Here is a 22,495-nt window from a genome sequence, read left to right on the forward strand (position 1 = left end):
GATGGCGTATGAGTAATCATCATTCCATCGTTTTCAGTTCATCATCCGTTAATTCACGAATGAAATTGCAGCCTAGGTTAAAGTCGCCTTCGGGATTCAAGTGTCGATAGACAATGCATGCCAGGATATCGAAGAGCTTCTTTCCGTTATCTCCCACCAACTGCAGATCGAGCAGGGTGCCTGGTTTCAGTGATTCCTTCGCACGCAGACCAATACCCATGGGTGAAACATTGATCACCTCGCCAGCAAGGAGTGGCGCATTGGCAGTATTCAAATCGCGGTAATGCACCTGGGCTTTGATAGGAATTCGCGGATGCTGTCGTTGATCTGACTTCACGGGAGCCATGGAGAGCCGGCGGCGTACGCCCAGTTCCACCAGATCATCTTCATCCAGCTCGGTACAAAACTGGCAGCCTGTTGTCCAAAGCCCATCTTTCTGCTGTTGAGCATGCATGACACATGCCAGCACAGTAGTTACCGGCCCCAGTTCGGCATTGGGAAGATCAATGCGAATCGTATTACCTTCCTGATAACGATGGCGGAGGTTGAACCGCATGCCCAGTTCCGAAACTTCCACAATTTGAGCAGTGAACCGTGCAGTTTCACCCTCGGTAGCTTCAACCAGGGCTGTTAACTGAGTTTGAAGTCGGGGCTGTTTGCGACGTTCCTGTGAAGGGGGAACCGGCGATGAACTCGAATGGGCCATGAACGGAAACCTGTTGCTGAATCAAAATAACATTACACTGTAGCATAATTTCCATGCCATCTGCTGAAATTTCAATGCAAATCAAAGGCGTAAAATCATCATTTTAACCCATATAAAGGCGAAAACCTGCTGCGGAGGTAGTTAATTAATGCATGGTGTGATAATGGCTTGCCTGTGATGTTCAGGCACAGTTCACTGGCAGAGTAGCGTTGGCCATGTCGATGAATCTTTTCCACCAGCCAGTTTTTCATTGGCCTAAACTGATTTTTTTCAATCTGTTGATACAGTTCAGGCATGTCTTTCTCGGCCTGCACCAGGAACTGGGCTGCATATAAATTGCCCAGTGTGTAAGTAGGGAAATAGCCAATCAAGCCTGCGCTCCAATGGACATCCTGCAGGCAGCCCATGCTGTCGCTCGGAACAGTCAATCCGAACATCGTCTTGAAGCGATCATTCCAAGTGGCAGGCAAATCCTGCACTTTCAAGTCGCCGGTCAGCAGCGCCTGTTCCAGTTCAAACCGCAAGATGATGTGCAGATTATAGGTCGCCTCATCCGCTTCAATGCGGATGAAGGAAGGGCGGACATCATTGATGGCGGCATAGAACTGTTCCAGCGTGACATCTTTCAGGGTGGATTGGAAAGTGTTCTGGACTTTGCTCCAGTTGGCATTCCAGAAAGGCAGACTGCGGCCTACAAAATTCTCCCACCAGCGCGATTGGCTTTCATGAATACCCAGCGAGCAGGCGGTGCCCAGCGCTGTGCCGAAGTGCTCCGCAGGCAGATTCTGTTCGTAAATGCCATGCCCGGTTTCGTGCAAGGTGCCGAAGAATGCTTCGTTGAAAGCATGTTCATTGAAGCGAGTGGTAATGCGAACGTCCCCTGGTCCAATACCGGAACAGAATGGATGTACAGTCACATCGAGGCGACCGGCCTGGCGATCAAAGCCTAATTGTTCAGCAATCTGTTCAGACAATTCCCGCTGTTTCTCGACAGGGTAACTCCGTTCCAGGATTTCGGACGGTGCCTGAATGCCACTGCTGGCGATGGCAGCAATGAGTGGAACGAGTTGTTCCTGAAGTTGCTGAAAGAGTTGCTTTAGATCACTGGTGCGTGCGCCAGGTTCGAACTCATCGACCAGAGCATCATAAGGGTGATCTGCATAGCCAACTGTCTGGGCTTCTTCCCTTTTAAGATGGATAATGGTTTCCAGATATGGCTTGAAGCTGGCAAAATCATTCTGATGTTTTGCCGGTTCCCAGGCATTCTGGCCGGCTGAAGTTGCTTTCGCGAGTGCTACCACCAGGTCGGTAGGCATTTTGATGGCACGATCATACAGTCGGCGAATGCCTTTGACGTTGGCACGTTCTGCGTCGTTCAGGTTCTCAGCTTCTGCCTGCTCAAGTAAATCACCAGTCTGCTTGTTGATCAATTGCTCGTGACACAGCTTGGCAATGAGTGCCAGTTGATCGCCCCGAAACGCTTGCCCTTTAGGTGGAAGGTAAGTACGCTCATCCCAACCCAGTAAACTGCCTGCTGATGCCAGGGTGGCTCGTTCACGTTCTCGCTGACAGAGCTTTTGATATGCAGTCATATTCAACTCGCTAGATGAATTCAGTTCCGGGTGGAATGGTTCTGTTTCGATCAATCGACTGGATCGCTTTGTCTACTCTTTTTAGTACTGCAAATGGGTGATATTGCCATAAGTCGTTTATTTTTAATAACATCGGCCACCTGCAGCGCCCCGTGCGCGCGGTGTGTACAGTAGTGAACAAATTCGTTGTTCTTCAACCCTATACTCCACTTCAAAGATAATCAATTGGTATGTTCAAATGCAATGATCAATAATTTTTGAGACTATCTGAGACAGTTATCAGCAACCAAGCCCGTTGACATTTCCTTCGGTATTCGCTTCTTCATTGTGTAAACTACGACTGAACTTGTGGAGCTTGAGGCATGGTGATTCGCTGTTTGGTTGTGCTGTTGTTGATATTGGTGCCTGACGTCTTGTTGGCACAGACCAAGTCAGTGAACATCGTCTTCATACTGGCAGATGACCTGGGTATCAACGATTTACATTGCTATGGCCGAAAGGAACACGCTACGCCGAACCTGGATAAGCTGGCTGCAGAGGGTATGCGATTCACCAGTGCTTATGCGGCACAGTCGGTCTGTTCGCCTACGCGGGCCGCGATCCTGACTGGCTACACACCGGCTAGATTGAACATTACTACCTTCCTTCCCGGTCGAGGCGACGCTTCATCGCAGATGTTACTCCATCCCGTTATCAACCAGCAAATTCCCAATTCATACAAAACGCTGGCAAACACCCTGAAAGGCATCGGTTACACTTCCGCCTGCATCGGCAAATGGCACCTTGTCCGCAATCCTGTTGAACAAGGCTTCGACGTCTACTATCCCGGCCAGGCGACGACAACGCCATCGAATAACGAGGGTGGCAAAGGTGAGTTTGATTTAACACAAGCTGCTGAGCACTTTCTCGAACAGCATCAGGCGAAACCTTTTTTTCTTTACATGTGCCACAACAATCCTCACATACCGTTGGGAGCGCAGCCTGATCGGGTCAAGAAGTTTGCAGATACATTCAATCCGACGTATGCAGCCATGATTGAAACACTGGATGAAAGCATTGGTCGCATCATGGAGAAGCTGGATGCACTGGGACTCAGCAAGAACACCATCGTTATCTTTACTTCCGATAATGGCGGCTTGCATGTACTGGAAGGTGGGCAGACGCCAACGCACAACACGCCGTTCCGGGCTGGCAAAGGATTTCTCTATGAAGGGGGCATTCGCGTGCCTTTGATTGTTCGCTGGCCTGGGATGGTGAAGGCAGGCAGTGTCAGCGATGTGCCGGTGATCAGCACTGATTGGACTCCGACGCTGATGGAGATAGTTGGCGAACCTGATGTAAAAAGAGTTCTTGATGGCATCAACTTATATGAACTGCTCACCCAGAACAAAGCACCGGCAGCCCGTCCACTCTATTGGCATCAGCCTCACTACATGAATCAAGGCAGCCGACCTTGTGGAGCGATTCGCGAAGGCAATTGGAAACTGATCGAGCACTACGAGAATGGTCAACTGGAGCTCTTCAATCTGGAAATGGACATTGGTGAGACAACCGATGTGAGCGACAAGGAGCCAGGCCGGGTTGCAGAGATGCGAGGCAAACTTGAGAAGTGGCGGCGCGAGGTGGGAGCACAGCCGAATCTACCCAATCCCGACTTCAACCACTCTGCCTGGAGGCAACTCTATGAAGTGACTGATGTCAGCTTGTTGAAACCAGCAGCCAAATCGGGCGAGACCAGCAGGCAACTCGAAAGCTGGCGGCAGGCCTTGAACGCTGCTCTGAAAAAAGATGCGATCAAGGGAGCTGGCGTCGTCATGCTTCACCCGAAAGATGCGATCATTCATGGCGAGAAACTGCGACATGAGCCGGAGCCTCACAAGGACACGATTGGTTACTGGGCGAATATGAACGATTGGGTGGAATGGAAGACTAGTATTGGTAAACCTGGCGTATTCGCTGTTGAACTGTTGCAGGCAGCAGGCAAGGGCAGTGGCGGAGCAATGATCGAAGTTCAAATAAACGGCCATACGCTGACACACACCGTGAAAGAGACGGGACATTTTCAGCGGTTTGTACCCATCACGATAGGCACAGTAAAGCTGGATGCTGGAAGTCACGTTCTGACGATACGAGCGAAGACCAAGCCCGGCTTCGGCGTAATGGACTTGCGGCGAGTAACGCTCAAGGGCATGAAAGAGAAGCAATAGCCTTTCTTGTGCATAGCGTTGTTTACCCAGATGAGAACACTTGCAATTTGTGGGCATGGGGCAGAGCTATACACAAAACCCAGCCCATTAGCCAAAAACAATGCAAGCAAACCACCCCATTGCATCCCCGCGCCTATCGTTTACACTAATCCCATCTTACACCACCAACCAGAATGATCATGACCAAACTCATCTCGCTTGCTGCACTACTTTTGCTCGCCACCGCCAGCTATGCCCAGAACCTCAAGCTCCTCTACCTGGGTGATAACGGGCATCATCAGCCTCGAGTGCGGTTTCACCAGTTGGCACCGGTGATGAAGGCGCGGGGCATTGAACTGGTCTACACAGATCAGATGAAAGACCTGAACCCAGCGACACTCAAGGAGTATGCCGGGCTGGTGGTCTATGCGAACATTGATGCGATCAGCAAGGAACAGGCGGAGGCTTTGCTGTCGTATGTTGCTGAGGGTAAGGGTTTCATTCCACTTCACTGTGCCAGCTACTGCTTCCGCAACAACGATGAGATTGTCAAACTGATCGGTGCTCAGTTCAAGTCACATGGCACTGGCACATTCCGTACTGTTCAGGCCAAGGTTGATCATCCTATCCTCCAAGGTTTCACTTCGTTTGAGAGTTGGGATGAGACGTATGTGCATAGCAAGCATAACGAGGCCAACCGCACGGTGCTGGAGTATCGACCCCTCACCCCTAACCCCTCTCCCCGGGGGGGAGAGGGGAACCAGATGGAACCTTGGACGTGGGTGCGGACGCATGGCAAGGGTCGTGTTTTCTACACAGCATGGGGGCATGATGAACGCACCTGGGGCCATCCTGGGTTTCACAACCTTGTCGAACGAGGCATCCGCTGGGCTTGTGGCAGCAATGACCTTTCCAATGTCATCAGCTATGCTGATGCTCCGAAGATGACAGCCAAGCGAACCGATGTTGCTCCCTTTGAATATGTCCCGGCCAAGGTGCCTTTCTATCCGCCGAGCAAGACGTGGGGCGTGACGACCGAGCCGTTGCCGAAGATGCAGAAGCCGCTGTCACCCGAAGAATCGCTTAAGCATTACGTTCATCCCGTTGGCTTCGAGATGAAGCTCTTCGCCAGTGAGCCGCTGATTCAGGGCAAGCCGATCTGCATGAATTGGGACGAGCAAGGTCGGCTCTGGCTTGCCGAGACCATTGATTACCCCAATGAGAAGAAACCCGAAGGGCAGGGTCGCGACCGCCTTGTTATTTTTGAAGATACCGATGGCGATGGCGTTGCGGACAAACGCACGGTCTTTGTTGAAGGCCTCAGCATTCCCACCAGCATTGCTTTCGCACACGGGGGTGTCATCGTGCATCAGGCTCCGCACACGCTCTTCTTCAAGAACAACAACGACAAAGCGGGACCGAAGCAGATTCTCTTCACCGGCTGGGGCGTGCAGGATACGCACGCCGGGCCAAGCAATTTGCAGTATGGCCTGGATGGCTGGTTCTACGGCTCTGTTGGCTACAGCGGCTTTCGCGGCGAAGTGAACGGGGAACAACTCCGCTTCGGCCAGGGCTATTATCGCTTCAAACTCGATCCGGTTCCCCTCTCCGGAGGGACAGGGGCTAGGGGTGATGGGGAAGCTATGGTGAAATGCACCAAACTCGAATTCCTCGCCAGCACCAACAACAACACCTGGGGCCTGGGTTTCAGCGAGGAAGGGATCCTCTTTGGCTCTACCGCTAACGGCAACCCCAGCGTCTGCATGCCCATCCCCAATCGCTATTACGAGAAGGTCAAGGGCTGGTCAGCGAGCGTGTTGCCTTCAATTTCGGGCGATGCAGCCATGCACCCGATCACCGATCAAGTTCGACAGGTCGATTACCACGGCAGGTTTACCGCAGCAGCAGGGCATGCTTTGTACACGGCCCGGTTTTACCCGAAAGAATACTGGAACCGCACCGCGTTTGTGTGCGAACCGACCGGGCACCTGGTGGCGTGTTTTGAACTGACGCCCGATGGGGCCAGCTTCCGCAGCCGCAATGCCTGGAACCTGGTGGCCAGCGACGACGAGTGGGCTTCGCCAATTATGGCCGAGGTTGGCCCCGATAGCTGTGTGTGGATTCTCGACTGGTACAACTACATCGTCCAGCACAACCCAACTCCCGCCGGCTTCAAGACAGGCAAAGGGGCTGCGTATGAAACGGAACTCCGCGACAAGAAGCATGGCCGAGTTTACCGATTAGTTCCCAAGGACAAGCCGCTACCTGCGAAAGTAAATTTGAAGGGAGCGAAGCCGGAGATGTTGGTGGAGACGTTGAAGAATGAGAATTTCTTTTGGAGACGGCAGGCTCAGCGCTTGTTGGTGGAAAACGACACTTTACAAAACCGAGAAGCTGTTCTTAAATTAAGCCATCAGAAGGATCTTGACTCCATTGCAGCAAGGCATGTATTCGCGGTCATGGGTATCCTAATTAAAGGGCCTGCAGAACATCCCAGCATTAAAGGCAATGATGCGATGAATGCTGTTGCCAATATTCTTGGTTTTATCGACAAGTGCGAACGCCCTGATTTCTTCAAGGGAATAGCTGGACTTCAAGCCATCCAATACATGCAAAGGTTTGAACTGATTCAACAACCTGTCGTTCGAGATGCCATAACTATCTTGGCTGCTCAGGAAAGCAATTCGTTTTTGTCGTTACTTTGTGTCGATTCCGACCAACCATCCCCTGCATCTTCAAAAATAATATCAATCGTTGCTACCCACTACGCACGTTCTAGCGAATTCTCCAAACTAAAAGATATCATTAAATTCCTCCATTCGGCTGACCGATCTGTCTCCATCCCGATTATTCAAGCCTGGGCTGCCAACTGGCCCAACAAGCCTTTACAGCTTGACGAAGAAGGCAAGCAATATCTCACCACCCTCATCACCAAAGCCCCCAATGAAGTCCGCAGCCAGGTCATCAAACTCGGCATGATCTGGGATGCTGAAGTTACTGAGAAGTATGCACAGCAGATGAAGGGGGAGTTGTTTGAACAATTGGCGGATGCCAAAGTAACTGACGAGAATCGGCTGACCATCGCTCGCGATTTGATTGCGCTCATGCCCAGCGATGACAGTGTGGTGGAGAAGATTGTCGCAAGCATCACGCCACGCATGTCCAGTCAGACAGCTGTCACTATGATCAAGTCGCTGGAAAACAGTCTGTCGGCAAAGCTGAGTACCATTCTTCTAGGCCGGATGAAAGAGTTTACGCCCACCACACGAACGGAAGCGATCAGGCTGCTGCTTGGCCGTGCAGCATTTACGAAAGCCCTGCTGGCAGCTATCGAGAAGAATGACATACCACTGACAGAACTGAGCCTGGATCAGCGGCAATCGCTGCTGTTGCACCCCGATGAGGCTATTGCCAGCCAGGCCAAGGCACTTCTCGCCCGTGGTGGCGGCTTGCCCAGTGCTGATCGACAGAAAGTCATTGATAGCTGGCTGCCTCTGACCAAGAAGATTGGCGATGCCCCCAAGGGCAAGCTCATCTTCACCCAGCATTGTGCCAAATGCCATCAGTATGCCGGGGAAGGCAAGCACATAGGCCCCGATCTCACCGGCATGGCTGTCCATCCCAAAGAAGAACTCGTGATCCACATTCTCGATCCGCATCGATCGGTCGAAGGCAACTATCGCAGCTACACGGTAGTGCTGAACGATGGCAAGGTGCTCAATGGCATGATGGCTGCGGAGAGCAAGACCAGCGTTGAGATTATCGATACCGAAGGCAAGACCACTGCCATCCAGCGGGATGATATTGATCAACTGGTTGTCACCAACAAGTCGCTGATGCCTGAAGGCTTCGAAAAGCAGATGAACGAAGCTGAGTTCACGAACCTGATGGAGTTCCTGACCCAGAAGGGCAAGTACGTTCCGCTGCCTCTCGACAAGGTAGCGACTATCACCACGGCCAAGGGAATGTTCTTTGGCGACGAAGGTACCTTTGAACGGCTGATTTTCCCGGATTGGAAGCCCAAGACCTTTAACAGTGTGCCGTTCCTGTTGATTGATCCGCAGGAAGGGAAGATCAACAACGCCGTGCTGCTCTACGGCCCGCAGGGGCAGAAGGCGCCGAAGATGCCCCGGACGGTTTCCATCCCGTGTGCTGCCCCGGTGAAAACATTGCACTTCCTCAGTGGTATCAGCGGTTGGGGCTACCCTGCCACCAATCGGCAAAGCACTTCGATGATAGTTCGTCTGAAGTATGCCGACGGACAGACTGAAGATCATCCGCTTCGGAATGGTGTTCACTTTGCCGACTATGCCGGCAAGACCGATGTGCCTGAATCGAAGTTTGCTTTTGATCTTCAGGGACGACAGTTGCGCTATCTGTCGGTGTCGCCGAAACGCAGCGAGCCACTGGCGAGCGTGGAATTGGTGAAAGGCAACGACCCGACAGCGCCAGTGGTGATGGCGATTACGGCGGAGCTGAGATAAGTCTGTGGGACACGATTATATCGTGTCATGACTATCGGTTGTCGTAAGCACTGTCACGATACAATTGTGACCCACGAAAGAGTGAGACATGATTATATCGTGTCATAATTATCGGTTGTAGTTTGCATTGTCACGATACAATCGTGACCCACGGAAGGTGGGATACGATTTCATCGTGTCATGGAATTTCGCTGTCGCAAGTGTTGTCACGATACAATCGTGACCCACGGGACACTTTTACTTTTGGTTAAATATTGGGCATCCAAATGGAATATTGAGACGCGTTCGAATGCAGGCAGAAGAGAAAGGCCATTGGTCAGGCTGTGATGCCAAGCCTGCTTTGACAGGATTGGCTTCGATGTAGTGAATTATCCTCTCTAACTCGTCTTCATCACGTACCCAATGGTCATAAGACTCTTTCTGCCAGAATGTGCCTTCTCTCTGAAGGAGTATGTTGCACTCACGTGCAGTGTAACGATTGATGGAGTGTTGAATGCGCTCACGGGGTGTGCGTTCGTTATCGTGAGTCAATGTAGCAATCCAATCATCACGAGGAGTAAAAAGCCAATGCATATGACTTGGCATGATTACATAAGCCAGCAAGTCGTATCGTTCACCGGCATGGAACTGCAATGCGTTGACAATCAATTGGGCCAGGGCAGGGTTTTCGAGGTCGCGACGGGCAGGTGTAGAATCCAGCCACTGTTCCATGTCCTTGAAATCCCACTTCCAGTGAAGGAGTTGCCAGTCCCTGGCACTTAGATGAGCAGGTTTTGCACGACGTTTTCTTTCCATTCGAGCTTGCTGAAGTGAGAGCAATCCCTGAGCAGGGATACTTCCATCCAGACAGGTTGTCAGGAAATAGGTAGCATTCGGAACGTCCCAGTGTGGCAGGTTGCGTCGTCGGATGCGTTCCTGGTTCATGAGGCAGTCTCGCGAGAGTTTCTATCATTCGTGGGAAACGATTTTCTCGTGTCATGATTATTGGTTGTAGTAAGTGCTCTCACGATACAATCGTGACCCACAGGAGTGTGGGATACGATTATATCGTGTCATGATTTTCAGTAGTTGCAAGCGCTGTCACGATACAATCGTGACCCACGGATCAAGTCCTGAATTTCGTCGAAGGTGGGCGGCGGGCGAATTGTTCTAGTTCGTCGCCTATCATGCGGAAGGTATCGATGCCGACGAAACGCTGGCTGATGGCGTGGGCATTCTTATGCAGGATGCGTTCATCGTAGATTTTGTTGAGCGCCTTCGCCAGGTTTTTGCCGGTGAGCCTGGCTCCGGGAATGGTGACACTGACACCGAGCGCCTCGCCTCGTGCAGCATTGTCGAACTGGTCGTGGGCTAGCGGAGTAATCACCTGTGGCACGCCCCAGCGCAAGCCCTGCGACATGGTGCCGATCCCACCATGATGAATCAGCGTGGCGGCATAGGGGAGTATCTGCGAGAGAGACAGAAACGGACAGTGCAGAATCGTTTCTGGTAAGGGTTGTGGAATCTGCTCTGCAAAGGGAGTCAGCAGGATCGCACGGCAGGGCAGTTGCTGACAGGCTTCCACCGCAGCCTGGAACAGTTTGGCACCCACCCGCATGGCGCTGCCGAAGGTGACGACGATGGGTGGTGGGCCGGATTGAATGAACTCCAGCACTTCCAGGGGCAGGCCATCCGGATTGGCATTATCGTAAAAGGGGAAGTCCATTAATTTGATGCTGGCTGGCCAATCGGCTGCTGGTGGCGCGAACCAGGATGGGAAGAGTCCCAGTGTCAGTTCCCGGCTGTGAATCCAGTCGCGGAAGTAGTTCTTCACTTTGGGCAGTACGAGTTCCTTGCGGTATGCACCAACGACCTTGTTCATGGTGGGGGTGATGAACATTTTGTCAGCAAGCCAGTAGAATCCACGCACCCAGGAACGGGGCCACCAGGCTGGGATCGCCATGGTGGGCAGGTGGGGAGGACGATCCACGCTGAGAATGACTGTCGGGGAAAGATGCACACTGGCCATTTTCAGGCCGTGCGTTTCCCTGGCGATGCGGGCGCCGAAGGCCAGGGTGCCTGCAACTACCACGATGTTTGGATTGCGGTTGAATTGTTCAATGATGTATTGATGCTGCTCTTCCACCATGCGGGCCATGAGTGGATGGCCGACCACGGCATTAAAGCTCTTGACGGGATGCCAGAGATCCGGGTTCTCCATCGTGTTCAGGTATTCCTGTTTGTTCCAGAACTCATCCATGATCAGGTCAGCACTTTCGACGGCTGACCTGAAATAGCCATTGCAGAGCAGACGGACATGGTGGCCACGGTCTTTAAGATGTCTGCCCAGACCGATGAAGGGGAAGGTGTCTCCAGCGCTGCCGAAAGGTAGGAGCAGGAACTCAGCCATGGGTCAGGCCGACTGTATAGAATGTGGATGGAGTAGCGAACATACCATACCGTATGAATGACGAGAAGAAAAATACGAAGATATGTTACGAAAGTAACAATTCATTGATGGCAAGGAAGAGTGCATGCTTCCCATAGGATCGGATGATTCAGACCTGAGGCAGCCACCCTGGCTGACTTACAGCCTGATTGGGCTGAATGTCATTGTCTTTGTGCTGCTCCAGGGTATGGGGACCAATGAAGCATTTACCTATTCGTATTCGCTGGTTCCTTACGAGTTTCTGAGCGGGCATGATCTGGTGACCCAGGGAGATTACCTGTGGGATACGGTCAAACGTGAACCAGTAGCAGAAATTCCACATGGCATCATTCGGCTGCGGCCTTCGCCGGAACCAGTTTACATCACGTTGCTTACCAGTCTGTTCATGCATGGTTCATTCATGCATTTGCTGGGAAACATGCTGTTTTTATGGATATTTGGCAAGCATCTCGAAGATGCCTTGGGGAGTTTCCGATTCCTGGCGTTTTACCTGGTTGCAGGTGTTTCCGCGTCGCTGATCCACATACTTTTCAACCAGGAATTTCCTGAGTGCATCATCCCTACGCTCGGTGCATCGGGGGCGATCTCGGGAGTGCTGGCTGGTTATGTCATGTTGTTCCCGCACAAGTTGATCGCGGTGATTGTCTGGTTTTTTGCGGTGGAACTGCCTGCCTGGGTGTTTATCGGTGTCTGGTTCGGGTTTCAAATCCTAAACGGACTGGCAAATCCAAACGGTGGTGGCGTGGCGTATGGAGCCCATATTGGTGGCTTTGTCGTAGGGCTGGCACTCATCGTGCCATTCAGCACCGGACGTGAATTGGAAGAAAGTTATTGGAGATATCATTAGATTTTTCGTGCTTCCTCTCAAAAGGACGTTATTCTAAGCTAGGTTTGATTGGTGCCTTTCCGCCACGCAACAGTTGCTGCCTATGAGTTCCACATTGTATCCTGCTTTGCAATCGATCCTCGTGGCCCTACTAGCTGCATTTGGGCTGATCACGGTAGGCCGCTGGCTGAAGACCGATGAGTACAAGATGTGGACGTGGGGCTGGCTGGTCTTTGCCGGCGGCATTGCAGTGCTTTGCCTGGCCCCGGTTTTCCCTGAGATAGATGAACGTATCATCCTGATGCTGCAGACGGCATCTGTTGTAGTTTTCAGCGTCCAACTGGCACGTGGCACCTTGCTTGCCATCAAGGCAGAGGATGTCCGGTTGTATCGCATTCGCCGGGCCATTATTTCGCTGATGATTCTGCTGACCGTTTTGACGCTGCTGATGGCCATCTGGCGCTGGCCTTTTGTGGTCAGGCATACCTTGTGGGATGAACATTATCTGTGGAACGGACACTGGATCATCAGTTTTTCGGTACTGTGCAGTTGGATGGTTTTACGCAATCAGCCCCGATGGTACCTGCGGAAGTCGAACGTTCTATTTGTCTCAGCGTTGGGCCTCTTGGCGGTGTTGGAGATATTCATCATCGGATTGATCCTGGCATACGATGATGTGGTGCCGGCGACTGTACAGGAATTGTTGCGAATTCTAACTCTGGCAGAGCCGATTGTGCTACTGCTGGTAGCTTTGGCGATGCACACCATGATTCTGGATGGTCTCATTCACCAGTTGGAACGTACGCTGGTGCATGTGTCCAAGAATTCAGCCAGGCTGAAACAGATGGCAGAGCGCGATCCGTTGACTGCGGTGCTCAATCGCCATGCCTTCTACTCGATGGTGGGTTCCAAGCGGGATGATGACAGCAGACCTCTGGGTGGGAGCGTAGCGGTGCTGGATATTGATAATCTTAAACCACTGAACGATAAGCATGGCCATCAGGCTGGCGATGCAGCCATTCGAGCGGTCGCCAAGGCAATCCGCAGTGTAGTGCGGGCGGAGGATTTGCTGTTCCGGTGGGGTGGCGATGAATTCATGGTGATCCTGCCTCATGTCACGATAGAAGAATCCCGCTGGCGTTTTGAGAAACTCAACATGCTGCTGGCGAAAACGACTATTCCAGGGATTGATCATCCGATTGATATTACTCTGTCAATTGGCATCTCGCCGTTTTCATCGACCAACAGTCTGGAGAAAGCCATCGAAGAAGCTGATGAACGGATGTATGCCCGCAAGAGCGAAAGAAAACGGGAACGCGCCAAGACAGCCGCGAGTTAAGATTGAAACTCATTTCGCGAGATAGGAACGAACTGCACCTTGTCTCCCACTGCCAATCTGAAATAGTTTTCTGCCAGATCAACCAGTTTGAGATTAGTTCTGCCGATTAGCGCCCAACCGCCTGGTGTGGCTTGTGGATAGATGGCGGATTGTTTCCCCACTATGGCGACGCTGCCCGGTGGCACACGCAGTCGGGGTGTTTCACGGCGGCTGATGCCATGCAGCGGTTCAGGTAGCCAGCCCAAGTAGGGAAAACCCGGCGAGAAACCGATGGCATAGACCGTGAAAGTTGTCTGGCTATGCAGTTGGATGACTTCACTAGTCGTTAGCTTCAACTTTCGGGCGACGGCTTCCAAGTCTTCGCCTAACTCGTAACAGCAGTGAATGGTATGCTGGGTGACTGCAGACTTCACTTTGCTGAACTTGAGTTGCTGCAATTGGCTGATGCAGTCCTGCATTGACCAGATGAACGGATCGAAATGAACAGCCAATTCGTGATAAGCGAGTACGACATCCTGCACGGCAGGCCAGTTTTGCTGGCGTATGGTTTGGTACAGTGCCTGGGCAGAATCGATACCGTGGCAGGTGACAAGAACTGCCTGGTCGCCCAGGTGCTGGATTTGCTCAATTCCAGTTGTTTTTCTGCCTCTAGCCATAAGTGTGGAAGATAACAGGCTATTGAGTTGGCAACGACCCCGTGAACCTTTAATATATCCATATGATGGCAGTCGCTATCGGTTTATGACAGTTTCAAGGTTTACGGAACCGGGTTACTACATGAGGATTGCAATCGCAGGTGATCATCGAGGCTTTGAACTCAAAAAGCGGTTGATCGCCATGCTGGAAAAATTGGGGCATACGGTTGAACACCTCGGTTGTCATGGCCCAGAAGCTTGTGATTACCCTGATTTGGCTATTGCCGTTGGTGAATCGGTTGGAATGGGGCAGGCAGATCGAGGTATTTTGATCTGCGGCACAGGCATCGGCATGTGCATGACCGCCAACAAAGTGGTGGGTGTCCGTGCTGCCAACTGTCACGATATCATCACCGCTGAGTTATGCCGTCGGCACAACGATGCCAATGTTTTGTGTCTTTCAGGCGATTTACTCGGTGAAGACCTGGTGGAACGTCTGGTAAAGACCTGGTTGACGACCGATTTTGAAGGCAACTCCCGACATTCACGCCGGGTTGACAAGATCGTTCAATACGAAAACAGCCATATCTCCCGTTGAGCAACTTTCGAACACACGATGCTACTGCAGTGGCAAGGATGAGTGATGAGCAACTCTCAGAAGAATGTTGTTACCCCATTGAAAAAAGAACCGGTACAACTGTTTGGCACATCCATTCCCGGCAAAGTGATTGCGAAGGAAAAACCGCCAACACCTGCACCGCCGCCGGTAGCAACTCCAGTAAAGGTGGCTGAACCGGTTGCGCCACCACCAGCCATTGCGGAAACGCCGAAGCCGGTTGTGGCTGCCAAGCCTTCGGTGAGTGCCAAGCCTATCAGGGTGGTTGATAATACCATTCGCAAGTTTGCCGATCTCAACCGTCGGCAGCAGATACTCGACGATGAAGTGGAAGCTGAACTGGCTCAGGCTCTGGGCGAGATGTCAGCCGATGGCCTGTATGCTGCGGATTCTGTTTCCACACGCACTTCCGGGCCTGGTGGCAACAAGAAAGGCAAAGTGCTCAGCATTCATGGCGACGATGTTTTTGTCGACATCGGTGGTCGCAGCCAGGGTGTGGTGCCTTTTGAAAGTTTCGCCACCGAACCCAAAGTGGGCGATGAAATTGAAGTAGTGATCAAAGGCTTTGATGGTGCCAACGGTTGTATGCTGCTGGCATTGCCTGGTGCCGCGGAGCGCGTAGTCGATTGGTCCAGCGTGGCACGAGGTATGATTGTGGAAGCTCGCGTGACGGGAACCAATAAAGGTGGCCTAAGCGTTGAAGTGAATCAGATTCGAGGCTTTCTCCCGATCAGCCAGTTGGAAATGTTCCGTGTGGATGACACCACGCCTTATGTCAATCAGCGTTTGCGTTGCATGGTCACCGAGGTAGACCCTGCCGAAAAGAACCTGGTGGTGAGCCGGAGGGCCTTGCTGGAGCAGGAACGTGCCGAGGCACAGCAAAAGCTGTGGGAAGAACTGGCCGAGGGCCAGAAACGAACCGCGATTGTTGGCAACATCAAGGAGTTCGGTGCATTTGTCGATCTGGGTGGCTGCGATGCCCTGTTGCCCACGCCGGAAATGAGCTGGCAGCGGGTGGATGATCCTGCGAAGTTTGTCACGCCCGGTCAGCGACTGGAAGTGAAAGTCATTCGGCTCGACAAGGAACGCCGCAAGGTGACGGTGAGCCTGCGGGAATGCATGAGCAGTCCATGGGATGAAATGGAGAACAACTTCCCGGTAGGTAGCATTGTGAACGGCAAAGTGGTCAAGATCATGGACTTCGGTGCTTTCGTAGAATTGGCGCCGGGCATTGAAGGACTGCTGCATATTTCCGAACTCGCCAGCAAGCGTGTTTATCGCGTGACGGATGCAGTCAAGCAGGATCAGCACGTGGAAGTGAAGGTTATCAAGTATGATCCGGCAACCAGGAGACTCAGCCTCTCTCTAAAAGCTGTGCAGAAAGAGCGTGAGGATGCCGCCCAGGCAACAGCAGAAGAGAGTGCAGCCCAGTCGGAAGCCGAAGCAGATGCAGCACCACGCAAGCCCATTCATCGCCGGACTGATCTCAAGGGCGGGCTGAAGTAACATTTTTCCGGGATGCATCACGATGCAGGAATCGGTCAAGGCAGGGTATCTGATCTTCGACATCGAGACCATTCCCGATGGACAACTAATTGCTGAAACAAAGTACCCCGATCTGAAGTTGACGGCACACGAGGCCATCGTTCGAGCCCAGGATGAGGCTCGAGCCAGTTCATCGTCCGGTTCTGATTTTCTGCCATTAACCTTCCATGTTCCGGTGGCCATTTGCGTTCTGAAAGTGGGAGTTGATTATCGACTGCAATCGCTCGGTTGCCTGGATGAGCCTCTCTATCGTCCGGAAGTGATGGTGGCACAATTCTGGAAAGGGGCCACCCATTACAATGCAAAACTGGTCAGTTTCAACGGCAGGCAGTTTGATATCCCCGTTCTGGAACTCGCAGCGTTTCGCTATGGCCTGCAAATTCCCTGGCACTTCAAAGGGGATAATTCAAACAGAGGCTTCAAGGATAAAGGTCCACGAAACCGCTATAGCGAACTGCATCTCGATCTGATGGAGTTTTTCTCCAATTACAATGCTTACCGCATGACAGGTGGGCTGAACCTGCTGTCTAAGCTCATTGGCATTCCCGGCAAGTTTGAAATGAATGGTTCGAGTGTTTACTCGATGATACTCACCGGCAACCATGCCGCAGTGAATGAATACTGTTCCTTTGATGTGCTGGATACCTATTTTGTATTTCTCCGGTCAATGGTCCTGACAGGCAGTCTGACTCTGAGTGAAGAGCAGCAACTTCGCACCGAGGCACATGCCTGGTTGCACACTGAATCAGAAAAGCAGCAGCATTTGAAACGGTATCTCGAACGCTGGCCAGTGCCTGATAATCATGCAATACTAGCGACGCATGCCTGAGAGTTTGATAAATAACCGTGGCAGGGTTATTCGGTGCTCCGAATGACCCTGCTAGATGTGCAAAAACACCGTATTCTTGCAGGGTCATGCATGACTACATGCATAACCCTGCCACAACAAACAAATTCTTTGACAGGTTCCTCAGTACATTTCCATCGAGTGATGCATGTCTACTCCATCTGATCAACTGGCACACTGGCTTGCTCAGGAGAAGGAGCAGCGCGAACGGTTACAGAATGGAGTTGGGCCGGGTGTCAATCATCGCGATCAGGTGATCGGTATGAATGGCATGCAGATCATGCAGGCAATTCTTTCCGGCAAGCTGCACTATCCGCCGATTGCCCAGACGCTTGACTTTATGCTGATGGAAGTGAGCGACGGTCATGCCGTGTTTCAGGGCACGCCTGGCGTGGCACATTTGAACCCGATGGGCACGGTGCATGGCGGCTGGTTTGCCACTCTGCTCGATTCAGCAGTAGCCTGTGCGATTCAGACGATGATTCCGGCGGGCAGAGCATACACTACTACCGAACTGAGCATGAATATCGTCCGGGCGCTGACACCCAAAGTGCAGCGAGTTCGGGCAGAAGGCAACGTTTTACACTGTGGCAGACAACTGGCAACCGCAGAGGGAAAACTCTATGGGCCGGATGGTGTGCTGTATGCACATGCGACTACGACTTGTTTTATCTTCGAAATTCCATCCTGAAAATGAAATCGTTTCTCAAGCAGTTCTCATTGCTTTGAATTGTGCAGATTACCCGTTCTGACAGGGATCAGAAGTTCTTTCCGACACCCCCTTGCGTTGCACTTGTTGTGCCGTCTATAATAGCCTCACACCGCTTGATGATCCCACCTAGAACCTACAGGAAGGAAAGTGCAGTGAACTATCTGCGACGTGCTATTTTAGCTTTCACCGTAATGATGACACTGGCTCTGTGCGTTGGTGTGCAGGCTGATTCCAAGCTGGATATTTCCAACTGGAAAGAGATTCTGCCAGATGCTGTTTATACCAGGTTGGTGGAGGAATCAGGCAAAAAGCTGACCAGTTATACTGCCAGTGCTTCGCAGTTCAATCAGAATGGCAAGCGCATCCAGGCTGAAGCGACGAACGTGATTGTTTATGCGGAGATTGCACAACGTGCGGGGCAGGCCAATGCCGGCGCACTTCGCAAAGTCGCTGAGGATTTGCTCGAAGCAGCCAAGGCCAAGAAGGGTGATGAGTGCAAGGCACTTGCAGCCAAGGTTAACGAATACAAATCGCTATCAGGCAGCAAGTCGGCTGACCTTGATCTGGCCAAGGCGACCAGCCTGGCTGTCATTATGGATGTCTCTGTCAAGGATGTTGATCGCAACCTGACACAATACAAACGGCTGACTTCAGCTTCATTCGGTGCCAAGGGTAAGGCAGAAGAAATTGAAAACGCGATGTACAAGCTGGCAGCGCTGAGCGTCGCTACCACCGCCCATGTGCCTACGGCTGATCTGCCCAAGGGAAAGACAGCGAAAGATTGGCTCGCATCTGCTGAAGAGATGCGAAAACATGCCCTGGCTGCTGCCGGAGCCGCCAAAGGTAAAAAGCTGACTGAACTCAAGAAGGCGGTGAACGATCTCAATGCTGCCTGTGCGAAATGTCATGAAGACTTCCGCGTTGAAACGAATTAGTTTCCGGCAGCGTGGTTTGAGGATAGAGTCTGTAGCATGCTAAAAACAGCGGGATGGACCTGCTGTTCGCCCACACTTCCGGGAGAAGGTCATGATGCCCAACTCCGCGGTGACCACTGTGCCACCCGATTCACCTGATCTGGCAATCACGTCAGATCAATTGTGCCGAGCTTTGTCTCATTCAGGAGTTCCGGCCTTGCGGCTGGTAACGGTTCTGGAGCAGGAGGATATGGTTATCCTCTCCGGCAGGTTGCCTAGTTTTTACTTGAAGCAACTGGCACAGGAAACGGTCATACCCCATCTGGGGGATCGTCACCTTGAAAACCGCATCACGGTTGTTCAGCATTAAGTCGGCTTGTCGCTGGCTGATGCTGATGGCGTTTATCCTGTCCATCTGCCTGGTGGATGTGGCAGTGCTTGGCGCTGGCATGAACATGCTGGGCTGGTCTCAGTGGGATTATGAAGCACTGAAAAGCCTGTTGTACGCAGGCGTCATCCTTTTTATTCTGTCCCTGGTTGGACAGTTCCTGTTTCGCTCTTCTTCGCATCCGGAATGAACATCATGCCAATTTGGATTCTGCTATTGAGTTTAACCGTTTCGAACTTGGCTGAAACCGATTATCCGAACCGCCAGTTGCTGATCGAGCCAGGACAGCTTGCCAAAGAGATTAACAACAATGGCTGGCGTATACTCGATGTTCGCAGTGCACAGGCCCATGCTGCAGGGCATGTACCGCAGGCCATGCGGGTGGATGGCAGCGAGTGGGCCAAGGCATTTCAGGATGGCAAAGATGCTTCAGGCTGGAGCAAACGACTGAGTGAACTGGGGCTGACTCGCGATAGCAAAGTGGTGGTCTATGATGATGCATCCAACAAAGATGCAGCCCGGGTCTGGTGGATTCTGAAATTCTGGGGTGTGCGAGACGTTCGATTGCTGCATGGCATGTGGAACGGTTGGAAATCCGGTGGGTACGAACAGTCGAAGCTGATCATGCATGCAATCCCCACTGATTTTGAAGTACAGCGTCAGGAAGGCAGGTTGGCGACAAAACAGCAGATACTGCAATACCTGCAGGATAAATCTGCCGGTATCATCGATGCCAGAACCGAAGCTGAATTTACTGGTAAGAACAAGCTGAACAACAAGTTTGGCGGTTGCATTCCCGGTGCGAAGCATCTCGACTGGGCTGACCTGGTAGAAAGCAAAACGCAGCGGTTCAAAAGCGCGGATGAATTGAAGTCATTGTTTGCAAGCCATCAGATTGATTTGAACAAGCCACAGGTGGCACATTGTCAGAGTGGTGGCAGGTCATCGGTCATGAACTTTGCCATGGAATTGATGGGCGCCAAGGCAGTCAGAAACTATCATGCCAGTTGGGGTGAATGGGGCAACAGCGATGATGTACCGATTGATTTGAAAGCGAATAAATAATTTGTTAGTGGAATGGTGAATTTCTGTGAACGATAGTGGTTGAAACAGCAGCTATCTCACCTCGACGTAATAGTCGTACTCTGGCACAATGCCGACTTTCCTGGTCACAGGCAGTTATTGTGTCATGTCAAGCAAAGCTCGCTTCTTCGAGTGGTTTATCCAGGGAACGATTCTGGTAAGTATACTGGTACACCTGGTTGATCTGCAACTGGTACGCGACCAGGACAAGGGGACTCTGGTATCAGTATTAAACATTATTGATATCGTAGTAGTCATTATTTTCTCAATCGAGTATCTGGTACGCTGGTACTACGCACCTGATCGATGGCGTTATCCGTTTACGTTCATGGCTATGATCGACTTGCTGGTCATTCTACCATTTTACCTGAGTTTTCTACTTGATGTGCGTTCGCTACGTGTCATCCGTATGGCGCGGGCGTTGCAGTTGCTGAAGTTCTACCGTTACAGCCAGTCGATGCAGTCGTTCGTAGCCACCATCCGCAAAGTGGGGATACAACTCGAAGTCATGGGATTTGTGCTGGCTTTTGTGGTATTAGTCAGTTCGACAGCGCTGTATGAAGCTGAGCGTGATGTTCAGCCTGACAAGATCAGGCATATGGGTGATGCACTTTGGTGGTGCGTGGTAACTCTGGCGACAGTAGGTTATGGCGACATCAGCCCGGTAACGACGCTGGGACGAACGATTGCTACTCTGACGATGATTGTTGGCCTGGGTATTTTTGGTACGTTCATCTCAATCATCGGCAGTGCCTTCATCTCCGCCATGCAGGATGAAGAACATCGATCGCTGACGTTAACCCTGCCTGTCTATCGCAGGCTGAAACAATGCATGAAGGAATGTGATGAACCAGTAGATATTGAGCACTTGAAGCACCATGCCGAACAAGCTGTAATGGAATACATTGCTAGAAAAAGGAATGATGACCTGCGCGAATGAAATCAATCCGCATCGGTTAGCAAGTGTCCGAGTTTTTCTTTTTTGGTCTGAAGATATCGCTGATTGTAATCGGTGGCTGGTACTTGAATGGGAACCCGTTCGACGATCTTGAGGCCAAAGCCTTCCACGCCGACGACTTTCTTGGGGTTATTGGTCAGCAGGCGGATATTGCGAATGCCCAGGTCTGCCAGGATTTGTGCGCCGATGCCATAGTGTCGTAAATCGGCAGCGAAGCCGAGGGCACGGTTAGCTTCAACCGTATCAAGGCCCTTTTCCTGTTGCAGGGAATAGGCCTTCAGCTTGTTAAGTAAGCCAATGCCTCGTCCTTCCTGACGCATATAGAGCAGAACGCCTTGACCTTCGCGGGCAATCTGGGCCAGGGCATGTTTCAATTGTGGGCCACAGTCGCAAAGCTGGCTGCCGAGTATATCACCTGTCAGGCATTCGCTGTGAATGCGCACCAGCACCGGATCATCCTGCACAGGCACCTGGCCCGTGGTGGGGTCTATGACACCAAGATTTCCAGCACAGATAGCCAAGTGTGGTTCGGGATCGACAACGCTGCTGTAAGCAAACAAACGGAATGGGCCAAATTCAGTGGGCAGATCAACGGTCAGTTCCCGTTTGACCAGTTTCTCGCGAGTGCGGCGGTATTCGATCAGTGCTGCAATGGTCGTCATCTTCAGTTGATGCGTCTTGCAATATTCGATGAGGTCAGGGACGCGGGCCATGCGTCCATCAGCAGTCAGAATTTCACAGATTACCGCAGCTTCCTGAAACCCGGCCAGGCGGGCCAGATCCGTGCTGCCTTCGGTATGTCCGGCACGCACCAGTACACCACCTGGAGCAGCGCGTAAGCCATCAACGTGACCAGGCTTGGCCAAGTCGGCAGGCGTGGTGCGTGGGTCCATCGCTACTTGGATAGAACGAGCTCGATCAAACGCACTGGTGCCGGTGGTAACACCAGTCTTGGCGTCAAACTTGACGGTGAATGCAGTGCCGGTGCGAGTCGTGTTGATGGTGGTTTGCGGCTCCAGCCCCAGGCGATCGCAGATGGCAGGCGACATCGACAGGCAGACAATGCCTCGTCCCTGGGTGAGCATGAAATTGATTGCCTCGGGCGTGACCTTTTCTGCGAGGAGAACGAGGTCACCTTCGTTTTCGCGGTGCTCATCATCAACGAGGACGATCATGCGACCGGCTTTAAGTTCCGCCAGGGCTTCTTCAATACTGCAAAAGGGGCTCGACATGACA

The 22,495-nt window shown here is 52.0% G+C and carries 19 protein-coding genes; 13 read left to right on the forward strand and 6 right to left on the reverse strand.

Annotated features, from left to right (window positions below; all coding sequences use genetic code 11):
- Positions 1-19 precede the first annotated feature (19 nt).
- Both JNJ77_02520 and JNJ77_02525 read right to left on the reverse strand, forming a co-directional pair.
- Entirely contained in the window at positions 20-706 is a 687-nt protein-coding gene (locus JNJ77_02520) for a PilZ domain-containing protein (GenBank protein ID MBL8821433.1), read from the reverse strand.
- A 98-nt stretch (positions 707-804) separates the two neighbouring features.
- Positions 805-2,298 carry a carboxypeptidase M32 gene (locus JNJ77_02525; protein ID MBL8821434.1) on the reverse strand — a complete coding sequence of 498 codons (1,494 nt, stop codon included), beginning with the start codon at positions 2,296-2,298 and terminating at the stop codon, positions 805-807.
- Between the two features lie 362 nt (positions 2,299-2,660).
- Between JNJ77_02525 and JNJ77_02530 the strand changes: the two genes are divergently transcribed.
- Together JNJ77_02530 and JNJ77_02535 are read left to right on the forward strand one after the other, a co-directional pair.
- A complete protein-coding gene (locus JNJ77_02530; protein ID MBL8821435.1) occupies positions 2,661-4,505 on the forward strand; it encodes a sulfatase-like hydrolase/transferase in 1,845 nt (614 codons plus the stop codon).
- A gap of 179 nt (positions 4,506-4,684) precedes the next feature.
- The gene (locus JNJ77_02535; GenBank protein MBL8821436.1) at positions 4,685-8,968 is read left to right on the forward strand and encodes a ThuA domain-containing protein; all 4,284 of its coding nucleotides are present in this window, start codon (positions 4,685-4,687) and stop codon (positions 8,966-8,968) included.
- Between the two features lie 237 nt (positions 8,969-9,205).
- Here the strand turns inward: JNJ77_02535 and JNJ77_02540 are convergent, their stop codons facing one another.
- Together JNJ77_02540 and JNJ77_02545 are read right to left on the reverse strand one after the other, a co-directional pair.
- The gene (locus JNJ77_02540) at positions 9,206-9,892 is read right to left on the reverse strand and encodes a transposase (protein ID MBL8821437.1); all 687 of its coding nucleotides are present in this window, start codon (positions 9,890-9,892) and stop codon (positions 9,206-9,208) included.
- A gap of 181 nt (positions 9,893-10,073) precedes the next feature.
- Complete coding sequence (locus tag JNJ77_02545; protein MBL8821438.1) at positions 10,074-11,357, reverse strand: glycosyltransferase; 1,284 nt, start codon at positions 11,355-11,357, stop codon at positions 10,074-10,076.
- A gap of 124 nt (positions 11,358-11,481) precedes the next feature.
- Between JNJ77_02545 and JNJ77_02550 the strand changes: the two genes are divergently transcribed.
- Entirely contained in the window at positions 11,482-12,243 is a 762-nt protein-coding gene (locus tag JNJ77_02550) for a rhomboid family intramembrane serine protease (protein ID MBL8821439.1), read from the forward strand.
- Between the two features lie 82 nt (positions 12,244-12,325).
- Positions 12,326-13,561: a GGDEF domain-containing protein gene (locus tag JNJ77_02555; GenBank protein ID MBL8821440.1), complete on the forward strand. Its 1,236-nt coding sequence runs from the start codon at positions 12,326-12,328 to the stop codon at positions 13,559-13,561.
- Here JNJ77_02555 and JNJ77_02560 read toward each other — a convergent pair.
- Positions 13,558-14,217 (reverse strand): allophanate hydrolase subunit 1, encoded by a 660-nt coding sequence (locus JNJ77_02560; GenBank protein ID MBL8821441.1) that lies wholly within the window; start codon positions 14,215-14,217, stop codon positions 13,558-13,560. The two genes, JNJ77_02555 and JNJ77_02560, sit on opposite strands and share 4 nt — an antisense overlap.
- 121 nt (positions 14,218-14,338) lie before the next feature.
- On the opposite strand from JNJ77_02560, the gene rpiB reads away from it, so the two are divergent.
- From rpiB to JNJ77_02605, 9 genes are all read left to right on the forward strand, one after another.
- Complete coding sequence (gene rpiB / locus JNJ77_02565; protein MBL8821442.1) at positions 14,339-14,794, forward strand: ribose 5-phosphate isomerase B; 456 nt, start codon at positions 14,339-14,341, stop codon at positions 14,792-14,794.
- 45 nt (positions 14,795-14,839) lie between these two features.
- Positions 14,840-16,318, forward strand: a complete 1,479-nt coding sequence (locus tag JNJ77_02570) for a S1 RNA-binding domain-containing protein (protein MBL8821443.1) — start codon at positions 14,840-14,842, stop codon at positions 16,316-16,318.
- 22 nt (positions 16,319-16,340) lie between these two features.
- Entirely contained in the window at positions 16,341-17,186 is an 846-nt protein-coding gene (locus JNJ77_02575) for a 3'-5' exonuclease (GenBank protein MBL8821444.1), read from the forward strand.
- Between the two features lie 166 nt (positions 17,187-17,352).
- A complete protein-coding gene (locus JNJ77_02580) occupies positions 17,353-17,895 on the forward strand; it encodes a PaaI family thioesterase (protein MBL8821445.1) in 543 nt (180 codons plus the stop codon).
- 173 nt (positions 17,896-18,068) lie between these two features.
- Positions 18,069-18,851: a cytochrome c gene (locus tag JNJ77_02585; protein MBL8821446.1), complete on the forward strand. Its 783-nt coding sequence runs from the start codon at positions 18,069-18,071 to the stop codon at positions 18,849-18,851.
- A 91-nt stretch (positions 18,852-18,942) separates the two neighbouring features.
- On the forward strand, positions 18,943-19,200 hold the full coding sequence (locus JNJ77_02590; GenBank protein ID MBL8821447.1) for a BON domain-containing protein: 258 nt from the start codon (positions 18,943-18,945) through the stop codon (positions 19,198-19,200).
- A complete protein-coding gene (locus JNJ77_02595; protein ID MBL8821448.1) occupies positions 19,169-19,408 on the forward strand; it encodes a hypothetical protein in 240 nt (79 codons plus the stop codon). Before JNJ77_02590 ends, JNJ77_02595 begins: the two co-directional genes overlap by 32 nt.
- A gap of 5 nt (positions 19,409-19,413) precedes the next feature.
- Positions 19,414-20,283, forward strand: coding sequence for a sulfurtransferase (locus JNJ77_02600; GenBank protein ID MBL8821449.1), 870 nt, complete (start codon positions 19,414-19,416; stop codon positions 20,281-20,283).
- A gap of 124 nt (positions 20,284-20,407) precedes the next feature.
- Positions 20,408-21,241 (forward strand): ion transporter, encoded by an 834-nt coding sequence (locus JNJ77_02605; GenBank protein ID MBL8821450.1) that lies wholly within the window; start codon positions 20,408-20,410, stop codon positions 21,239-21,241.
- A gap of 2 nt (positions 21,242-21,243) precedes the next feature.
- Here JNJ77_02605 and JNJ77_02610 read toward each other — a convergent pair whose 3' ends face one another.
- Positions 21,244-22,491 (reverse strand): bifunctional 3,4-dihydroxy-2-butanone-4-phosphate synthase/GTP cyclohydrolase II, encoded by a 1,248-nt coding sequence (locus JNJ77_02610; GenBank protein ID MBL8821451.1) that lies wholly within the window; start codon positions 22,489-22,491, stop codon positions 21,244-21,246.
- Positions 22,492-22,495 lie beyond the last annotated feature (4 nt).

This window comes from Planctomycetia bacterium (genome assembly GCA_016795155.1).
Lineage (GTDB): Bacteria > Planctomycetota > Planctomycetia > Gemmatales > HRBIN36 > JAEUIE01.

Bases quoted from the DNA above. Each gene is read 5' to 3' on its own strand.
- JNJ77_02520 (MBL8821433.1), bottom strand. From the start codon at position 706: ATGGCCCATTCGAGTTCATCGCCGGTTCCCCCTTCACAGGAACGTCGC.
- JNJ77_02525 (MBL8821434.1), bottom strand. From the start codon at position 2,298: ATGACTGCATATCAAAAGCTCTGTCAGCGAGAACGTGAACGAGCCACC.
- JNJ77_02530 (MBL8821435.1), top strand. From the start codon at position 2,661: ATGGTGATTCGCTGTTTGGTTGTGCTGTTGTTGATATTGGTGCCTGAC.
- JNJ77_02535 (MBL8821436.1), top strand. From the start codon at position 4,685: ATGACCAAACTCATCTCGCTTGCTGCACTACTTTTGCTCGCCACCGCC.
- JNJ77_02540 (MBL8821437.1), bottom strand. From the start codon at position 9,892: ATGAACCAGGAACGCATCCGACGACGCAACCTGCCACACTGGGACGTT.
- JNJ77_02545 (MBL8821438.1), bottom strand. From the start codon at position 11,357: ATGGCTGAGTTCCTGCTCCTACCTTTCGGCAGCGCTGGAGACACCTTC.
- JNJ77_02550 (MBL8821439.1), top strand. From the start codon at position 11,482: ATGCTTCCCATAGGATCGGATGATTCAGACCTGAGGCAGCCACCCTGG.
- JNJ77_02555 (MBL8821440.1), top strand. From the start codon at position 12,326: ATGAGTTCCACATTGTATCCTGCTTTGCAATCGATCCTCGTGGCCCTA.
- JNJ77_02560 (MBL8821441.1), bottom strand. From the start codon at position 14,217: ATGGCTAGAGGCAGAAAAACAACTGGAATTGAGCAAATCCAGCACCTG.
- rpiB (MBL8821442.1), top strand. From the start codon at position 14,339: ATGAGGATTGCAATCGCAGGTGATCATCGAGGCTTTGAACTCAAAAAG.
- JNJ77_02570 (MBL8821443.1), top strand. From the start codon at position 14,840: ATGAGCAACTCTCAGAAGAATGTTGTTACCCCATTGAAAAAAGAACCG.
- JNJ77_02575 (MBL8821444.1), top strand. From the start codon at position 16,341: ATGCAGGAATCGGTCAAGGCAGGGTATCTGATCTTCGACATCGAGACC.
- JNJ77_02580 (MBL8821445.1), top strand. From the start codon at position 17,353: ATGTCTACTCCATCTGATCAACTGGCACACTGGCTTGCTCAGGAGAAG.
- JNJ77_02590 (MBL8821447.1), top strand. From the start codon at position 18,943: ATGATGCCCAACTCCGCGGTGACCACTGTGCCACCCGATTCACCTGAT.
- JNJ77_02600 (MBL8821449.1), top strand. From the start codon at position 19,414: ATGCCAATTTGGATTCTGCTATTGAGTTTAACCGTTTCGAACTTGGCT.
- JNJ77_02605 (MBL8821450.1), top strand. From the start codon at position 20,408: ATGTCAAGCAAAGCTCGCTTCTTCGAGTGGTTTATCCAGGGAACGATT.
- JNJ77_02610 (MBL8821451.1), bottom strand. From the start codon at position 22,491: ATGTCGAGCCCCTTTTGCAGTATTGAAGAAGCCCTGGCGGAACTTAAA.